Genomic DNA, 17,998 nt, shown 5'->3' with positions numbered 1-17,998 from the left:
TTATTACCCCCGATCTAATGATCCTTCTGTTTTATTGTTTAATCCATATACACGTCTTTCCCCTGTGAACGCGACCAAGTGTACTTCTTTTTTATCACCTGGTTCAAAACGAACAGCTGAACCCGCTGGAATATCTAAACGAAATCCGAAGGCGGCTTCACGATCAAATTCAAGACTTGCATTAATTTCATAAAAATGAAAGTGGGACCCTACTTGCACAGGACGGTCTCCTTTATTCAAAATGGAAATCTTTTTCGTTTCCTGTCCTTCATTACAAACAATATCTTCCGACTTTAAAATGTATTCTCCAGGTATCATTCAAAAATCCCTCCTTATCGTATTGGCACGTGGACAGTCACGAGTTTTACACCATCAGGAAACGTGGCTTCCACTTGCACATCGTGAATCATATCGGCCACGCCTTCCATGACATCATCGATCGTTAAAATTGTCGCCCCGTACTCCATTAACTGGGCAACGGTTTTACCGTCACGGGCTCCTTCTAAAATTTCATGCGTAATCAACGCAACTGCTTCCGGATGATTCAGCTTTAATCCTCGTTCTTTTCGGCGCCTTGCCAAATCAGCTGCCACAACAATTAATAATTTTTCTTGTTCCCTAGGCAACAAATACATGCAAATTCCTCCATTTTACAATAAATTTCTTTGATTTCTTACAGCTAAATAATATATGATAAGCTCATATATATCAATTTTTATGTATACAAATTTTTATATACATATATATATAAATTTTCAACTCTTTATTTAAATATATTAAAGGAGCTTTTTTATGCAAAAACATCTAAATGCAAGCAATGTGCTGTCCATGTTTTCCGCTTCACTCAAAGGGATCTCGCAAGTTCTATTAATTGAAAATGCCATCACCGGTCTTATTGTGCTCGTAGCCATTTCTCTCTATTCTGTCCCATTAAGCATTATGGCCTTCATCTCTTCCTTTATCGGTACAGTTACCGCAAAAATAGGCGGGGCCGACGAAAAATTGATTTCTCAAGGTTTATTCAGCTTCAACTCTGCTCTCTCTGGTTTAGCAATGGTGCTTTTTTTAGAAGGGGATCAGCGCTTTGTTATCGCTTTGTTCAGTGCCGTGATCGCCGCCATTTTCACAGCAGGAATGATGCATTTAACAAAACCATTTGATGTACCGTCTCTTACTTTTCCTTACATTATTTTAGCCTGGTTTTTACTAACAGCTTCTCATCGTTTAGAATTTTTCGAAGCGAATAAGTCACTCGTTCCACAAGTTCTTGCCTATTGGCATCTCGATATTCACGGTCCAGTCGATCTGACAAGCGGATTTGCAAAAAGTATTGGCCAAGTTTACTTCCTTGATCATACTTGGGCTGGCTTCCTCGTTTTAGGTGGCATTTTCTTTGCGAGCAGACGACTTGGTATGCTCGCTATATACGCAACCATTATTTCGTTGCTGACCGCTTATTACCTGGGCAGCGAACATTCTTTATTGAGTTCAGGATTGTATGGATACAATGCGGTATTAACCATATTTGCCGTTTCCGACGTTTTTCATAACAAAAAGAAATGGATTCCTTTTTCCGGTCTGCTAGCTGCGGCAACATCTGTGCTGATTACCGCAAGTCTAGATAGCTTTTTACTTCCATATGGTTTGCCGGCGCTAACCATGCCGTTCGTCTTAAGTACATGGCTATTTTTATTTGCCCGAAAACTAATGCCCAATCTTTAAAAATAAATAGCTGCCTCAAAATCCTAGAATATATGGATTTTGAGGCAGCTTTACTTTTCTCATTATTTTCTCATTCTCCTCACATTGCATTCTCATCTATATTTTTTATAGTAAAGATACAAACAAGCAGGATTGAAAAAGCAGAATATTTATTATGAATCCAGGGAATTACTCAAGAGGAGTGCTTCTAAGAGGAGGAAAACAATGTCTTTCGAAAACGAACTAGAAGAATTTGGATTAGAACCCATCTTTCAAGAAAGGCTTTATGAACGATACGAATTTACAGTCAAAGTTCGAGGTGATGAATTTAAAGGTCATTTTCACAAGGATGAAATTCAATGGCTTCAACCACATCCGAGGCAAATGATCGGCGATGATCAAACCGATACTTTGGAAAAGAGCATCTATAAGCTGATAAAAGAAAAGAGTATTACTAGCGAAGGAAACAACGTCAAACTCACTCCAGCATTTGAAGGCAAACTGCATGAACGACAACAATTTACTTTTCAAGTTCAAGGGAAAGAATATCAAGGCTTTATTCATGAAGGAGAAATACAATGGTTCCACCCTCATCCCCATCAAGAGCTTAAAAAGAAACACGTTCAGGCAATCGAGGCAGAAATTCATGAAAAAGTAGCCGAGCAAGAAAATGAATAACTAAGAAAACGAAAAAGTAGCACCGTAGCAATCAAAGTCCCGTAAAAACAATACTTTTTAATAGATGCCCTTTCCAGTAGATCGATGAAAGAGATATCTTCATCGTCGTATACTATGGAGAGGGCTTCTTGGGCTTTTTCAGTAAACATTATTCTTTAAAATGGATTAAAGAAATTTTTATACACCTAATACAGCACAGCTTACATAGCCTCAGTCAAATAAAACCTCTGAAATTGGCTCAAATCAGCTCAAGTTCAGAGAGTTTTTTATTGAATGCTTTTTTTCATACAGGTAACCTAATGACACAAAAAACAGGAGTGATACTAAACAGCCATTTTCTTTTAAATTTATCGCTTTGTGCGTTCTAAAACTCGTATATTAAATTAATAATGCTTACTATACTTCTAAATTCAACCTATTTAAAACTCTTTCTAATGAAGGCATACCACTTTGAGCACCTTTTTTCTCAACTGATATAGAAGCACTTGCATTTGCAAATCTTACGGCTTCCTCAATATTTTTTCCTTCTGTTAATGCAACAGCAAAACTCCCATTAAAAGTATCACCAGCACCTGTTGTATCAACAGTATTCGTATTAAATCCTTTAATGAATATATGTTTTGTACCGTCATAAAAACGAGCACCTTTATCACCTAACGTTACAATTAATTTATTGGGATAACGTTCTAATGATTGTTCAACATTTTCACCAAAAATACTAATACATTCAGATTCATTTGGTGTAATATACGTTGCTAAATCAATAAATTCATTTTTAAAATGATCAATTGGTGCAGGATTTAGTATAACTGGAATGTTATGATCCTTACATATTTTCAATGCTGTATGAACTGTATCTGAAGGTATTTCCAGCTGTATAACGACCATTTCGCTTTTAATAATCTCATTTTTAACAAGCTCTATTTCATTGGATGTCAATAGATTATTCGCACCAGGAACGACAATAATTCGATTATCTGCATTAGATACAATGATTGAAGCGACACCTGTTGTTTCATCGGGAAATAAAAACACATGCTCTGTATTTATGTTTTCTTTTTTTAATGAAGTCAACGCCATCTTGCCATATTCATCAGTACCGCAAGCTCCAATCATTTGAGCTTTTTTCCCTAATCTCGCAATAGATACGACTTGATTTGCACCTTTTCCTCCAAAAAAAGTTGTAAAAGAATTCCCTAACGTCGTTTCTCCTTTTTCGGGTACATAATTTGTTTGAACAACTAAATCCATATTTATGCTTCCAATTACGGTAATCACATTATCACCTCTAATAAAAGTTTATACAATTATAGAAGTTAGAATAAATCGTATAAATTATTTTTTATTTGTTTTATAGCATTTCCACGATGGCTAATTTTTGATTTTTCAGTTTTAGTTAAATGAGCCATTGTTGTATTGATTTCTGGTAAAAAGAATATGGGATCATAGCCAAAACCATTTGCACCAGATGCTTCAAAAGCAATTTCTCCTTCACATGTTCCCTTAAAGAATACTGTTTCATGATTTGGTCTTGAGATCGCTAATGCACAAACAAACCGACAAGTTCTTTTCTCTTTTGGAACGTTTTTAAGTTCATCTAATACTTTTTTTATATTATCAGCATCTGATTTATGATTACCAGCATATCTTGCTGAATATACACCTGGTGATCCGTTCAATTGATCAATCATCAAACCGCTATCATCAGCTAAAACAGGTTCATTTACCATCTTTGATAACGTTTCTGCTTTAATTCGTGCATTTTCTTCAAATGTACTACCATTTTCTTCGATTTCAATGACATCTTCTAAATCATTCAACGTTTTTATTTTATAACCTAAATCCGCGAACATCTCTTGAAATTCTGAAGCTTTATCCACGTTATTCGTTGCAATCCAAATATTTTTCACCAAACTTACTTCCTTCAATATTAGTTTCTAGTATTTTTTAAGTGCTTCAATCATTAGCTTCCAAAAACCTTCTACATCAAGTTCTAATCCAAACTTAGCATTAACTTCTCTACCAGTGACCCCATGTAGATCAATTAACGTTGTTCCTGAAGTAAACTCCCCTTTAGTTTCCACTGTAATATTTACATCTTTCATCTTAAACAATTCTGGTGCAACACAATATGCGACAGTTAATACATCATGTACTGGTGCCCCATCAAAATCGAACATTTCTTTATATGTCGATGCAAAAAATACTAATAATTCACCAACTATTTTTGCAACATTGTTATCAATTTTATTCACTTGATCGATAACTTCTTTTGTTGCTAAGGCTTGATGTGTTATATCCAGTCCCATAACTACTATTGGAATACCACTATCAAATACTTTTTTTGCCGCTTCTGGGTCAGCCCAAATATTAAATTCAGCAGTTGGCGTCCAGTTACCAAATGTTCCACCACCCATAAGTACAATCTCTTCAATATTATCCTTAATTTCTGGTGCTTTCGATAAAGCTAAAGCAATATTTGTTAATGGTCCTGTTGGAAGAATTGTAACAGGACCATTTGATTCTTTTACAAGTCTTATGATTGTATCAAAACCATGTTCCTCACTCCAGCTGCGAGAAGGTTCAGGCAACTCTGGACCATCTAACCCTGAGTCTCCATGAATACCAGGGGCAGTTTCTCGTAATCGAACCAATGGCTCACTTGCCCCTTTTGAAACCACAACATCCGTTAATGAAACTAAATCGCAAATTTTTAATGCATTCATAGTCGTTTTTTCGATTTCTGCATTTCCTGAAACCGTTGTTATGCCTAAAATCTCTAATTGAGGCTGTACAGCAGCTAATATAATGGCAATTGCATCATCATGTCCTGGATCACAATCCATAATTATTTTTCTTTTCGTCATCCTATTTCACCTCTATATAATATTTACATTACAAAACCCATGATTGTTCCTGAAATGACAGATGCTAATGTCGCACCTAACAACAATTTTAAAGAAAATTTTGCAACGTGACTCCCTTGTTTTTCACTGATTGACTTGATTGAACCTGCAACGATTCCCACAGTTCCAAAATTCGCAAAACTAACTAAATAAACGGATACAATTGCAATTGTTTTATCTGAAAGATGGTTTGAAATTTCACCAAAATTCAACATTGCCACAAATTCATTCGTAATAAGTTTTGTAGCCATAATTCCACCTGCTTGTACCCCTTCTGCCCAGGGAACACCCATTAAGAAAGCAATTGGTGCAAAAATATAACCAATAACTGTTTGGAAAGAAACGTGAAATGCGCCTAGAAAAATCACATTAATCAATTCCATCAAGGAAATAAATCCCAATAGCATAGCAGCAACAATAATAACTATCTTAAATCCATCCATTACACTTTCTCCAACCATTTGGAAAAAAGGAAGTCTTTCATTTTTTTCAATTTGAATTAAATCCTCATCATCGTCTAAATCATATGGATTAATAATATTAGCAACGATAAGTGCACTGAAAATATTTAATACAACAGCTGTTACAACATATTTAGGCTCTAACATTGTCATATAAGCTCCGACCATCGCCATACTTATTGCACTCATTGCTGAAGTACATATTGTGTAAAGTCTTTTTGGAGATAATAGTGGAATTTGTTTGATAATGGTTAAGAACACTTCTGGTTGTCCAAGTACAGCTGTAGATATAGCAAAATAACTTTCTAGTTTGCCCATTCCAGTTATTTTACTTAAAACTAAACCGATATATTTGATTACGAATGGCAATACTTTTATATAATTCAGTATTCCTATTAATACTGACATAAAAACAAGAGGCAATAACACTCCAAGGAAAAATGAAAATTCACCTTGATTCAACATACCACCAAATACAAATTGAATTCCTGTATCAGCAATCTTCAATAGTTTTTCAAAAAACACACCCACTTTAGTAATAGCAATTAAACCTATACTAGTATTCATCATGAAGTAAACTAAAATGATTTGCACAGACAACATAATCAGAATACGTTTATATTTTATTTGTTTTCTATTATTACTAACTAGAAAAGCAATACCAAAAACAAGCAATATTCCTGTTATTAAGAAAATAAAATTCATGTGAATCCTCCCCTTTTATTGTTAGCGTTTTCATTTTTTAGGAAAAACAACTCCTATAAAGTCTAGTTATATCAATATTGTGGATCACAATATTTTACGAAATTTAACTTTATAGAAGTTGAGTTTATACTAATTACAAACTAAATTTCATATTATTTCGTTTTATTGTTGAAACTAACGGCAATTTGACTTCCTACTTTAGCATTGTGCTTTACTAATTCTATATTGGCATCAAGGCTTTTACCGTCAGTTAATTCTTTAATTTTCCCTAGCAAGAATGGTGTACTATCTTTACCAATAATGTGATTTTCTTCTGCTTCTTTGATTGCTTGATCGATAATTCCATTGATATAGTCTTCGTCCATAGCATATTCTTCAGGAATCGGGTTAGCGATTACTGCTCCACCGTTAAGGTTTAATTCCCATTTCGTTTTTAACGTTTCAGCAATTACATCGATTGAATCGGTAGAGAAATTTAATTGATGTTCACTATTTCTAGTGTAGAATGCTGGTAGGCACTCCGTTTCATATCCAATTACAGGAACCCCTTTTGTTTCAAGGTATTCTAGTGTAAGAGATAAATCTAGGATTGATTTAGCACCTGCACAAATTACAGCTACATCCGTTTGAGCTAATTCTTCAAGGTCAGCTGAGATATCCATCGTCGTTTCTGCCCCTTTATGAACACCGCCAATACCACCTGTTACAAAGATTTTGATATCTGCTAAATCAGCACAAATCATTGTTGTTGCAACAGTCGTTGCACCTAGTTGTTTTGTAGCAATAATTTGAGCTAAATCACGTCTTGATACTTTAGCAACATTTGAACTTTTACCAAATAACTCTAATTCATCATCTGTTAAACCAATTTTAATTTTCCCATCAATGATCGCAATTGTTGCTGGAACAGCACCGTTATCACGAACAATTTGTTCCACTTCTCGAGCCATTTTTACGTTTTGAGGATAAGGCATACCATGAGAAATAATCGTAGATTCTAATGCAACGATTGCTTTTCCTTCCTCTTTTGCTTGTTGTACCTCTGCAGATAATTCAATATACTTTTTCATTTAAATTGCCTCCATATCTAATGTAAATTGTTTTTGTGATAATTCTTGTCTAACTGTATATTTGGACATAATTGTTTTATGGGCATTAACCATGCCAGCTTTAATAATGTAATCGAATTCTTTCTTTTGCAGCCAAGAATAAATAACTCCTGAACAAAATGAATCCCCTGCACCTGTAACATCAACAACCATTGGTGTTTCGATAGCTGGAAAATAACGAATCTCGCCATTTTCTAAACCGGACATTACACCTTTTGATCCATTTGTTACAATTACATTTTTGACTCCTAACTCTAACCACTTCTTAACTGAATTTTCCCAGTCCTTCTCATCATTGATTTTAATATTCATAAAAGTTTCTGTTTCATCTTTATTAACAATGAGCCAACTCACTGCACTCAAAGTTTTTGGAAGCCTATTCATTTTTGGAGACGATACAGGGATAATGACTAATGGAATATTATATTTAGATGTGAAAGAAGAAATATAATCAATCGTTTCGCTTGGACAATTCAAATCCACTACGATACATTTAGCTCTTCTAAGAAAATTACTGTTTTTTATCATCAATTCAGGAGTAATATTTTCATAAACATCCATGTCTGCTAATGCAATTGATAAATCACCATTCTTATCTAAAACTGCTGTATAGGAACCTGTTGACGAATTTTCAAATCGAGCCACATGTTCTAAATTCATAAAAGGTGACGATAAAGCATAGATCTCTTCCCATTCTGAATCGTGACCACTTGCTGAAATTAGGACAACTTCCTCACCCAATCTTCCTAAGTTTTCAGCAATATTTCTTGCTACTCCTCCAACTGATGTAGAGGATTTTACTGGATTAGACGTTTCATTCGTAATTTCATATTTCGCATAGAATTTTCTATCTACGTTTGCTCCCCCGATACAAATAATAGGGGTTGTTTCATTTAGAACATATGCCTTGCCCATAACATACTCTTTCTTGATTAGTTCAGAGATAATATTAGCAATTGATGACATTGATAGTCCTACAATTTCTGATAACTCCTGTTGAGAAATAAATGGATTTTCTCTAATCATGCTTAAAATTAATTCTTCATTTCCATTAATATCATTATTCATTTTTACACCTCACCCTCTAAACAAATGTTTATCAATAAAACATAAGTTTAGTATAAGCTTTCACTTCGGATTGTCAATAGTATTTTAATTAAAAAACATTATTTCATATTATTTTTTTTATCGTTACAATTTGTTAATGCTATAGATAGTAATATCGCCACACAATATCAGCTCTATACAAAACACCTGTACTATATTTCCAGTAATAACAAAAAAACTTTAACAACAATTTGTTACTCACTAGCTCTTAAAATGGATGCGGATCCAGGAAAACACGACTAGTCTAAACAGTCCTAAAGTTGAGCCTAAATCAAAAATGCCTCATCCGCTTTGTCTTCCTGGATGAGGCATTTTCTATCAGCAATATTTTCATTACATATAAGATTTATTTTTTGCTTATTGTTGTGCAACTTTATTTTTATTTAATAATATACTTCTATTTAGCAGTGTTGGTAAACTCATACCGAGAATTATGGTTACTATACCTACTATTTGCAGCGTAGTAACAGTTTCACTTAATAACATGACTGACACCATCACCGCGATTGGCAATTCAATAGCACTCAATATTGATGTCGTACCTAATCCAACTTTAGGAACTGCTATAGTGAATAAGTATACTGGAATAATCATACCAAATAAACCCAATGCCAAACCATAAAGCCAAAGTCCTTCGTTAAACAAAGTCCCATTCCAAATAATTTCTGGAGACTGAAAAACAGCCGTCATCATAAAAGCAGTGAAAGAAACAATTACTAACCGATTAGAGGTTGTCATATTTGTAGTTGCCTTACCGTTAACAAATAAAAATAGGGAATAACAAAGAGCGGCCGCTAACCCCCATAACCACCCTTGAAAAGGTATTTGAGATAAATCAACATCAATCAAGCCAGCTGCTGGTATGGTTCCCATAACCAAGATTATTAAAGAAAGAAATTCAATTCGACTGGGAAGTTGGCGTTTTGTTATACAAGAAATCAACATGCCTATCCATGTAAATTGAAATAGTAGTACAACTGCCAAAGATGCAGGTAAATAGTTCAAAGAATGACCATATAGAATATTTGTCAACCCTGTTAAAACGCCTGCAAAGATAAGAATTTTAACTCCATTAAAGCTTAATTTTGTTCTGTTTGTAAGCAAGAACATACACACCGCGATGCAAAAACCGATAAAAAATTGACTTGTAACTGCTTCAGAGACCGAAAAACCACTATGCATTGCTAGTTTTATGATCGTTGAAACTACGCCATAACTACTAGCTGCTATAACTACCAACAGGGGGTACAGATACATCTTCATCATTCTACTTCCTCCTATAATTTTTAATTATGCATTAAATCATGATTATGATTTTTGAAAGTTCTTCTGAAACAAAAAAATCATAATCTCTAATATAAATTACAGATAGACTTTTTTACAATCTATTTTTTTTTGGGTTATAATGGATTGACTATATCATCTGTCTGTAATATTTAGATCACGTATAATTTATCTGTCACTAGTAATGAGAATCATATAAAGTGAATCTGCCATCAGCGGGGATTTTCTTTCATCCCCCGCTGAATAAAAAGGAACTCAGGTAAAGAGCGCCGCGTCCTGCGGCAATACTTGAGTGACCGGCTTCGGCCGGCCCGAACCAATCGGGCTTTTACGGGCAGTTTATCCTCCTTTTCTTTTCAACGGCTTGAAGCGGGGTCTTACTTGCTCGTTATTGCGGGATAAAAATTTTCATTTTTATAACTAAAGCGGGATTTCAGCACAAAAGGAGCAGTTTTATTTGAATTGAAAGCATAGAAAAGAGATGGCTCAAGAGTATGAATTAACCTGAAAGCAATTTTGACATAAAGATAGCCGATATTTACTTAGCATACGAAATATCGGCTATCTTTATAAACAAACAGAAAGAAAAAGTTATTGTTATAACTAATCTATAAGAATACTTTCAAAATTGGATTATACAATTAAGCGTTTACAAACATTTGATTATACTTTAAACTATTGTTTAAGGAGAAATGAGGTTGTTTCATGGATAAAGAGAATCAAATTTTAAATTACATAAAAATGAATCCTTTCATTTCACAGCAGGAATTATCAAGTAAAGTTGGGTTATCACGACCTGCGGTTGCTAATTATATTGCTAACCTGACAAGACGCGGTGAAATCAAAGGACGTGGCTATATTCTCCGAGAAGAATCGTCGATCGTATGTATCGGAGGGGCAAACACCGACCGAAAAGCGCGAACAAATCAAAAGGTGCGTCTATATTCATCCAATCCAGTAAAAATTACTGAAACCTGTGGCGGTGTAGCACGCAACTTTGCCGAAAATTTAAGTCGACTCGGCTGTAGCACTTCTCTTATGACTTGTGTCGGAGACGACAAAGAGGGTAACTGGATACTGAAGGAAACGAAAAGTCAAGGAGTGGATGTTAGCCAAGTATGGGTGTTGCCAACAGAACGGACAGGGACTTTTACCACCTTATTGGATACGAATGGTGAAAGTATTGTCTCAATGGCTGATATGAATATATACGAAAAAATATCAACTTCCATGTTTGAGGAAAAATGGTCCTATATTGTTGCCTCACAAGCTGTTTTTTTGGATACGAATATTCCTAAGGAATGTATCAGCTATTTAATTAAACGCTGCAGCGATGAAAACATTCCTTTATACATTGACCCTGTATCTTCAGCCAAGGCACGAAAACTTCCTTTTCGTCTTGATGGTGTAGAACTACTGATCCCTAACCGGGAAGAAGCAGAGATGCTTGCTGAAATGGAAATCGTCTCAATCAAGGACTGTCAATTAGCCTGTGAGAAAATTAGACAGCGTGGCGTTCAAAAAGTTATTATCACACTTGGTGATCAGGGGGTTTATTATTTTTCTCCAGAGGAATCTGGGCATTTGCCTTCTTTCAAAACGGATGTTGTTGATGTCACAGGTGCTGGTGACGCATTTGCTTCATGTGTAATATTTGGAATCATGAACGAAGAATCGCTATTTAATGCTTGTCAATTAGGACTTGCTGGTGCTGCTCTGACCCTCCAAACTGAAGAATCTATATCATCATTTCTAAAACTTGAAAAAATTCATGAAATAGTAAAGCAGTTTTCGTGATGAAATCGTATTTGATTTTTACCGAAAAAATACCTCCTTTTCATTACTTTAGAAATGATTAACTCGTATAAAATGCCATATTCATAAAATACTATTTCCCCTTTTGTTAAAAGAGCATCTGTTTTCTCCCAAGCAGATGCTCTTTTTTGACGTGTTTCTTCTATTTATATAGGTATTGTTTTCGTCACTATATTTCTTAACATTCCGACTTTTAAACAGGACGCTGATGATATTGCTTAGGAAACCGAAGTATCGTTCACAGATAACCCAAAACATGTGATGCATTTAAATGAAGATCGTTTCTTAAGATCTCGTTAAATTCAAATTGATTGGCGTTTCAAAAAATCTTTTTTTATTATTTTTTGTTGATGCCTGGTGTTATTTTCTTAGTGGTGTTTAACGAGCCATTTTTTCTTTTCTCTGATCAGTATGCTTTTGCGGATTCCTGTTATTTCCTCTGTTTGTTATACAAATGAGTGATCAAGCAGAGCTGCATCGGCAGCAATTAAAAGAACAAGATTCAATACAGTTAATTCATCTTCATAATGGCTGCCCTTATCTTGTTCTTTCTAAGGTTTTTTGAATAGTATCAGAAAGAAAAAAGGTTCCTTCAGAGCCTTCATGAACATCCATCAGCTTACGATATAAAACGTACTCTTTTAAATAGGAACTATTTTTAGGAAAAAATTTAATTCCTGCTTACGTATTTTAGTTCTATTTTTAGTGAAGGATAGTTACTGACTATTTAAAAGGAGTGAATGAATGTGCTGAAGTTACAAACAGATATTGAAGGAAAAAAAGCTTACTTTGGTGATATACAGGATACGCTTAAACCGCTCGGGTATGATTTAGGAGGAAATTGGGGTTATGATCAAGGGAGCTTTGATTCCATTTTATCCCGTGATGGGGGCGAGACCATTTATTTAAGAATCCCTTTCCGTGTGTTAAATGGAGCACTCGATGAGTACGATGCTTCAATTGAGTTTCAAACACCCATTGTCATCAAGCACGTCATCAATATTGGTTTGGACAACGATCAAAGTTCATTACTCACCTCTAGCTTTAACCAATTCCAAGATCCTCTCGATACAGACGGACAAATAAAAAATAAAAACAAATGGGAAGACGCTGGTGAACAGGCTGTCAAACGGATCATCGATTATTTACATTAAGTGGATCGTGAAAGAACCCGTATATTGAAAAGATTTTTGTTCCTTTGGCATCATACTCATTAAAGATAAGCAACGGCGAGTGAACGTTTTATGTTCCTCCTTGTTTATTTTATAATCAAGTGGGAATGATGTAGGAGTAAACCTTAATAAAAAGGAGCGTGCGTGTAATGGTCGGTAACAAAACAATGATGACAACACTGGCACTTGGAGCTGCTTATCTCCTTCGAAATGAAAAATCCCGTACAAAACTAATGAATCAGTTCAAAGGAATGGGCATGAGCTCAAAAGGCAAGTCTGCAGAACAAAAGTCGCCTCCACTAGTATGACAAAAAGTAAGTCCTAATAATTAGGGCTTACTCTTTTTATTTAATAAAGTGAATCTGCGATAAACTTTTGGATATTTAAAGAATGCGAGGTGAGTGAAGTGTGCAGATTCTTTTTAGAAGCAGTCAATCCTCACCAAACTTTTTCGCTCTATTCTTTCATAAATGCTTTCGTGCTTCTGACGGTATCAATCGGGCGTACTAATTTTTCAATTTCTTCCCGTTTTGGTTCTAAAAATGGCGGCAACGATAATTTTTCTCCAAGTGTTTCATACGATTCATCGCTCATAAATCCTGGACCATCTGTTGCAAATTCAAATAAAATTTGCGGAGCCACTCTTGCATATAATGACTCGAAAAAGTGACGATTGACATAACCAGACGTTTGAAATCCGAAACTTTGCATCCGTTTGATCCATTCTTCTAAAATAGAACGATCTTCAACACGGAATGCTACATGGTGAACCGTGCCAAACCCTTGTCGTGCCTTAGGCAGTATCTCATTTTTTTCTACCACGACTTGCGCACCATTTCCCCCTTCACCTACTTCAAATAAATGAAAGGAACCGGACTTATCTATTTCTTTAAATAAGAGAACCTTTTCCAGCATTTCTTTAAAGTAATCAAATTCAGCGATCCGAATAAACACAGGTCCTAATCCTGTAATCGCATAATGTAGAGGTATCGGCCCTTTTTGCCACGGTGTACCAGCCGCAACACCTTCATTGTTTTCATCTGAAATCAATTGGTATTGTTGATCATCAAAATCAACAAAAGAAAGGGTCTTTTTACCAAATTGTTCTTTAATTCCTGTATGCTTTACATTTAGACGTTCAAAACGTTTTAACCAATACTCTATTGCTTCATCACTCGGTACACGGAAAGATGTTTTAGATATCTCATTTGTGCCATGGACACCTTTTGAAATGCCCGGGAAGTCGAAGAATGTCATATCTGTACCTGCACTGCCTGTATCGTCCGCAAAAAATAAGTGATACGTTTGGATGTCATCTTGGTTAACGGTTTTCTTTATTAAACGCATCCCTAACACATAGGTAAAAAATTCATAGTTCTTTTCTGCACTGCTTGTAATCGCCGTTACATGATGGATTCCTTTTAATTTGCTCATTTTATAATCCTCCCATTAATCCTTAATTTGTACCTATGTTTGTCTTTTTATCAATATATCTTTAATTAATATATCTTTAATTCAAAATAATTTTATCATAGCTAATATTTGCTGTCAATTATATAATTTGATGCAACTCCCTTGTATTTCCTGGGTTTACTCCATACCAGTTCACATATAACTCCTACTGTCATACTTAAAGAATCTGAAAACATTTTAGGTAAAATGGAAAAATATCAGGCTTTTAACGATAGAAGAAGCTCAATGAACCGATCAAATGGCTATCCACAAGCCAGATATTGCTCAAGTAAATCAAGCAGCGTAAGACGTTTTTGAAGAACCTTTTAAAAACAACGTACTTCACTCTTCTGAACTCTCCAGCTTCCATCTGATCGATCCATTCTACAAACCTAGCCGTATTATCAGGCGCTTTACCATTATATATGGAGATGTAATGATCAAAATGGCCCCTTCTTTAGGCAGTTTTCCTATATATTAAAAGGACTGACTCAAAAGCAATGCTTTTGAGTCAGTCCTTTTAATCTTAATCTGTTTTTGTCTTTCTTTTATTGTGCTTTCGTATCAATGGGTTCCATTTCAATCCGTTCTTCTTTTGGGCTTTCCATATACTGCGGCGGGGGTGTCCCATAGTCTTCACGCAGCCACTTCATGAACGAGGCTACCATCAGCCCCATAATAAAAACGAGCGGCAGGGCCGTGATAATAGCGAGCGTTTGAAGAGCAGCGAGGCCGTCTCCGTACATTAAAACAAGGGCAATACTTGTTAAAATCATTCCCCAAAATACGCGATACCAGCGTGCAGGCTCCTCGCCCTCTTTCAAGTTTTTAGAGGCGACGTCTGCTAAGGTATATGCACCCGAATTGACGGTTGTCGCAAGGAATATAGCGGCCACAAGTAAATAAATCACCATGATGACGCCACCTAGTGGAAGCGCTTTTAACGTAGCTAAAATCGCAGCCGGTGCACCGTCTTTATTTAAAATATCCAGTACGGGCACGATATGATTCAGCTCCATGAACATGCCAGTGTTGCCAAAAATCGCAAAAGCAAGCCAGCAGCCCAATGTTCCGCCCAATAATTGGCCTAATATGAGTTGGCGAATCGTTCTTCCTTTTGAAATACGAGCCGCGAACATGCCGGTAAACGGCGCATAGGAAAACCACCATCCCCAGTAAAACAATGTAGTCCAAAGTATAAATACAAGTTCCAGTCGCTTAGAAGCTTCAATCCTCGTTTCAAGCCAAAATACAAACAGATGGAGAAAAAGACCGTTAACGCCAAGACAATACTCAAGTTCAGTGTAAGCGTTTTCTCGAAACCGAATACGCTATGCAGTCCTTCTGCCAATAACGGCGTTCCAAGTGCAAGTGACGTGCCGACTCCACCAATTAATCCAAACATAAAACAAACATCAATGATTTTCCCAAGAATCCCATCTGCATGGTCACCGATGATGCCCCGGCAGGCTGTACTTAAACGAACCGAGTCGTATTTACGGATATGAAGAGCATAAGCAATCGGAATGGATGGCAGGCAGTAAATCGCCCAAGCTGAAAATCCCCAATGGAACATGCCATACGTTGATGCATAATCGGCCGCTCCAAGGCTTTGAGGTTCCTGCGCAAAAGGCGGATCCGTATAATAAAAGGACCACTCAATAATTCCCCAATACATAATACCTGATCCGATGCCGGCTGTAAAAATGAGGGCCAGCCAGCTGAACGTTGAAAATTCCGGTTTGGTAGTGCCCAGTTTGATGTTTCCATAGCGGCTGAAGGCCAGCCAGAGTAAAAAACCGAAAATGGCTAAACACGCCCATAAGTAAAACGGTCCGAAGTTTTTCGTAATGACATTTAAAACACTTTGCAAAAACGAGGTTCCTTTTTCCGGGTTAATTAATATCGGAATCGTCAACAGTCCAACCATCACAAGCGCAATACTTAATATTTGTTTGTCTATCGTGGATCTTTTCATCCCATCGCTCCTCTATTAATTCGACTTTTTTCGACAATCATTTCCAAAAAAAAATAAAAAAATATTTTTCAAAAGACTCAGCATCTTGAATGAGCTTCATTCATGGATACTGAGCCTATTCTACTTAATTATTCACACTTTTGGAAGTGGCAATTGAAACCAATAGCTCATTTACTCGTTTTCCTACTTCTGAAGTAGTGGCTGTCCCACCCATATCCGGTGTTAAGACCGTTCCTTCCACAAGCAATTGTTCGATCGCTTCCAAAACCATTTTTCCATATTGCTCATATCCAAAGAAATCAAGCATTTGACTAGCAGACCAAATGGAGGCCAGCGGATTCGCTTTGCCTTGCCCCGCAATATCGGGGGCAGAGCCGTGAATCGGTTCAAACATGGACGGATACTCTCTTTCAGGATTAATGTTCGCACCTGCGGCCAGACCGATCCCACCGGCCAGTGCAGCCCCAAGATCCGTTAAGATATCCCCAAACAAGTTGGATGTGACGACCACTTCGAATCGTTTCGGGTCTTTAATCATTAACATAGCTGCGGCATCGACCAGATAAGACGCTGTCTGAACTTCCGGGTATTCCTTGCCTACTTCTTCAAATACTTGGTCCCAGAATACCATTGAATAATTCAGTGCATTGGCCTTACTAATACTCGTTAACGTCTTCCCTTGCTTTTTGGCTGTTTCAAAGGCATAGCGGATAATGCGCTCGGTGCCTTTTCGTGAAAACACACTAGTTTGAAGGACAACTTCGTTCTCTTTTCCTTTGAATAGCCAGTCACCGGCACCAGAATATTCTCCTTCACTGTTTTCCCGGATGAACAGCATGTCTACCTCTTCACGCTGTACATCGGAAAGTGGACAATGCGCCCCTTTGATCAGTGTAACCGGGCGGATATTCACGTACTGGTCAAAACTTTTTCGGATTCAGGATTGATTGTACTGATTGTGTTTAATACGTTGATACCTTCGTTGATGACTTCAGGGCCGATTCCATCTCCTGCGATGACGGCAATGTTATATGGTTTCACAACTTTCCCCTCAATTCTTTAGTTCTGGTTCCAAACAATAAGCTTTAATTCTGTCATTTCTTCGACGGCATATTTCAGGCCTTCACGTCCTGTACCGCTTTCTTTCACACCGCCGTATGGCATGTGATCGACACGATAGGTCGGCACGTCATTAATGATCACGCCGCCGACATGAAGATGTTTCGCCGCATAAAGCGCATGTGTAATGTTTTCTGTGTAAATCCCTGCCTGAAGGCCGAACTTAGAGTGATTCACTTCAGCGACCGCTTCTTCTACAGAGCTGATTTTATTGACCACGACAATCGGCGCAAACGCTTCACTGCAAGATACATTTAACTCATGATGAGCATTTGTAATAATCGTCGGTTCGAAGACACCGTTTGTCAAGTTTCCGCCCGCCGCAATTTCAGCTTCACTGTTTTTCGTTTCTTCTACCCATTCGGCAATGCGTTCTGTTTCTCTTTTTGTGATCATCGCGGAAATATACGTCTCCGGATCAAACGGATCGCCCACTTTCAGCTGTTTCGCTGCCTCGGCAAATTTCCCAACAAATGCCTCATAGACCTCTTCATGTGCATAAATACGCTGA

The 17,998-nt window shown here is 36.7% G+C and carries 16 protein-coding genes and 2 pseudogenes; 5 read left to right on the top strand and 13 right to left on the bottom strand.

Going from position 1 to position 17,998, the window contains the following annotated elements:
- Nucleotides 1-3: 3 nt before the first annotated feature.
- Both BLL40_RS15285 and BLL40_RS15280 read right to left on the bottom strand, forming a co-directional pair.
- Entirely contained in the window at nt 4-318 is a 315-nt protein-coding gene (locus tag BLL40_RS15285; RefSeq protein WP_073712725.1) for an urease subunit beta, read from the bottom strand.
- Nucleotides 319-332: 14 nt separating this feature from the next.
- Nucleotides 333-635 carry an urease subunit gamma gene (locus tag BLL40_RS15280; RefSeq protein WP_073712724.1) on the bottom strand — a complete coding sequence of 101 codons (303 nt, stop codon included), beginning with the start codon at nt 633-635 and terminating at the stop codon, nt 333-335.
- Nucleotides 636-792: 157 nt separating this feature from the next.
- Between BLL40_RS15280 and BLL40_RS15275 the strand changes: the two genes are divergently transcribed.
- Both BLL40_RS15275 and BLL40_RS15270 read left to right on the top strand, forming a co-directional pair.
- Entirely contained in the window at nt 793-1,722 is a 930-nt protein-coding gene (locus tag BLL40_RS15275; RefSeq protein ID WP_083566576.1) for an urea transporter, read from the top strand.
- Nucleotides 1,723-1,926: 204 nt separating this feature from the next.
- Entirely contained in the window at nt 1,927-2,379 is a 453-nt protein-coding gene (locus tag BLL40_RS15270; RefSeq protein WP_073712723.1) for a hypothetical protein, read from the top strand.
- Nucleotides 2,380-2,775: 396 nt separating this feature from the next.
- Here the strand turns inward: BLL40_RS15270 and rbsK are convergent, their stop codons facing one another.
- The 7 genes from rbsK to BLL40_RS15235 form a co-directional block, all read right to left on the bottom strand.
- Complete coding sequence (gene rbsK / locus BLL40_RS15265) at nt 2,776-3,657, bottom strand: ribokinase (protein ID WP_073712722.1); 882 nt, start codon at nt 3,655-3,657, stop codon at nt 2,776-2,778.
- A 38-nt stretch (nt 3,658-3,695) separates the two neighbouring features.
- Nucleotides 3,696-4,289, bottom strand: a complete 594-nt coding sequence (locus BLL40_RS15260; RefSeq protein ID WP_073712721.1) for an XTP/dITP diphosphatase — start codon at nt 4,287-4,289, stop codon at nt 3,696-3,698.
- Between the two features lie 27 nt (nt 4,290-4,316).
- A complete protein-coding gene (locus tag BLL40_RS15255) occupies nt 4,317-5,246 on the bottom strand; it encodes a nucleoside hydrolase (protein ID WP_073712720.1) in 930 nt (309 codons plus the stop codon).
- A gap of 23 nt (nt 5,247-5,269) precedes the next feature.
- Nucleotides 5,270-6,451: a NupC/NupG family nucleoside CNT transporter gene (locus BLL40_RS15250; protein ID WP_073712719.1), complete on the bottom strand. Its 1,182-nt coding sequence runs from the start codon at nt 6,449-6,451 to the stop codon at nt 5,270-5,272.
- A gap of 152 nt (nt 6,452-6,603) precedes the next feature.
- Nucleotides 6,604-7,521, bottom strand: a complete 918-nt coding sequence (locus BLL40_RS15245; protein ID WP_073712718.1) for a pseudouridine-5'-phosphate glycosidase — start codon at nt 7,519-7,521, stop codon at nt 6,604-6,606.
- Entirely contained in the window at nt 7,522-8,616 is a 1,095-nt protein-coding gene (locus BLL40_RS15240) for a carbohydrate kinase (RefSeq protein ID WP_245797972.1), read from the bottom strand. It lies immediately after the preceding gene.
- Between the two features lie 408 nt (nt 8,617-9,024).
- The gene (locus tag BLL40_RS15235) at nt 9,025-9,924 is read right to left on the bottom strand and encodes an EamA family transporter (protein ID WP_073712784.1); all 900 of its coding nucleotides are present in this window, start codon (nt 9,922-9,924) and stop codon (nt 9,025-9,027) included.
- A 732-nt stretch (nt 9,925-10,656) separates the two neighbouring features.
- Between BLL40_RS15235 and BLL40_RS15230 the strand changes: the two genes are divergently transcribed.
- The 3 genes from BLL40_RS15230 (at nt 10,657) to BLL40_RS17590 (ending at nt 13,246) form a co-directional block, all read left to right on the top strand.
- A complete protein-coding gene (locus BLL40_RS15230; protein ID WP_073712716.1) occupies nt 10,657-11,748 on the top strand; it encodes a carbohydrate kinase in 1,092 nt (363 codons plus the stop codon).
- Nucleotides 11,749-12,506: 758 nt separating this feature from the next.
- Entirely contained in the window at nt 12,507-12,920 is a 414-nt protein-coding gene (locus tag BLL40_RS15225; protein WP_425429429.1) for a YugN family protein, read from the top strand.
- 167 nt (nt 12,921-13,087) lie between these two features.
- Complete coding sequence (locus BLL40_RS17590; RefSeq protein WP_173799935.1) at nt 13,088-13,246, top strand: hypothetical protein; 159 nt, start codon at nt 13,088-13,090, stop codon at nt 13,244-13,246.
- Nucleotides 13,247-13,394: 148 nt separating this feature from the next.
- Here the strand turns inward: BLL40_RS17590 and BLL40_RS15220 are convergent, their stop codons facing one another.
- The 4 genes and pseudogenes from BLL40_RS15220 to BLL40_RS15205 all read right to left on the bottom strand — a co-directional run.
- A complete protein-coding gene (locus BLL40_RS15220) occupies nt 13,395-14,372 on the bottom strand; it encodes a ring-cleaving dioxygenase (protein WP_073712714.1) in 978 nt (325 codons plus the stop codon).
- A gap of 566 nt (nt 14,373-14,938) precedes the next feature.
- Nucleotides 14,939-16,320: pseudogene (locus BLL40_RS18260) on the bottom strand (BCCT family transporter).
- Between the two features lie 172 nt (nt 16,321-16,492).
- A pseudogene (locus BLL40_RS15210) lies at nt 16,493-17,409 on the bottom strand (isocitrate/isopropylmalate dehydrogenase family protein).
- Between the two features lie 18 nt (nt 17,410-17,427).
- A partial coding sequence (locus tag BLL40_RS15205; RefSeq protein ID WP_143180132.1) for an aldehyde dehydrogenase family protein occupies nt 17,428-17,998 on the bottom strand: 571 nt, incomplete at its 5' end.

Origin of the sequence: Domibacillus mangrovi, from assembly GCF_001906925.1 — a bacterium.
In the GTDB taxonomy this organism is placed as follows: domain Bacteria; phylum Bacillota; class Bacilli; order Bacillales; family Domibacillaceae; genus Domibacillus; species Domibacillus mangrovi.
The sequence above is the reverse complement of the archived record's forward strand: the minus strand, read 5'-3'. Positions and strand labels throughout refer to the sequence as shown.

Excerpts from the sequence above, each read along its gene's own strand:
- BLL40_RS15285 (WP_073712725.1), bottom strand. The coding sequence starts at position 318 with ATGATACCTGGAGAATACATTTTAAAGTCGGAAGATATTGTTTGTAAT.
- BLL40_RS15280 (WP_073712724.1), bottom strand. The coding sequence starts at position 635 with ATGTATTTGTTGCCTAGGGAACAAGAAAAATTATTAATTGTTGTGGCA.
- BLL40_RS15275 (WP_083566576.1), top strand. The coding sequence starts at position 793 with ATGCAAAAACATCTAAATGCAAGCAATGTGCTGTCCATGTTTTCCGCT.
- BLL40_RS15270 (WP_073712723.1), top strand. The coding sequence starts at position 1,927 with ATGTCTTTCGAAAACGAACTAGAAGAATTTGGATTAGAACCCATCTTT.
- BLL40_RS15255 (WP_073712720.1), bottom strand. The coding sequence starts at position 5,246 with ATGACGAAAAGAAAAATAATTATGGATTGTGATCCAGGACATGATGAT.
- BLL40_RS15250 (WP_073712719.1), bottom strand. The coding sequence starts at position 6,451 with ATGAATTTTATTTTCTTAATAACAGGAATATTGCTTGTTTTTGGTATT.
- BLL40_RS15245 (WP_073712718.1), bottom strand. The coding sequence starts at position 7,521 with ATGAAAAAGTATATTGAATTATCTGCAGAGGTACAACAAGCAAAAGAG.
- BLL40_RS15235 (WP_073712784.1), bottom strand. The coding sequence starts at position 9,924 with ATGTATCTGTACCCCCTGTTGGTAGTTATAGCAGCTAGTAGTTATGGC.
- BLL40_RS15230 (WP_073712716.1), top strand. The coding sequence starts at position 10,657 with ATGGATAAAGAGAATCAAATTTTAAATTACATAAAAATGAATCCTTTC.
- BLL40_RS15225 (WP_425429429.1), top strand. The coding sequence starts at position 12,507 with ATGAATGTGCTGAAGTTACAAACAGATATTGAAGGAAAAAAAGCTTAC.
- BLL40_RS17590 (WP_173799935.1), top strand. The coding sequence starts at position 13,088 with ATGGTCGGTAACAAAACAATGATGACAACACTGGCACTTGGAGCTGCT.
- BLL40_RS15220 (WP_073712714.1), bottom strand. The coding sequence starts at position 14,372 with ATGAGCAAATTAAAAGGAATCCATCATGTAACGGCGATTACAAGCAGT.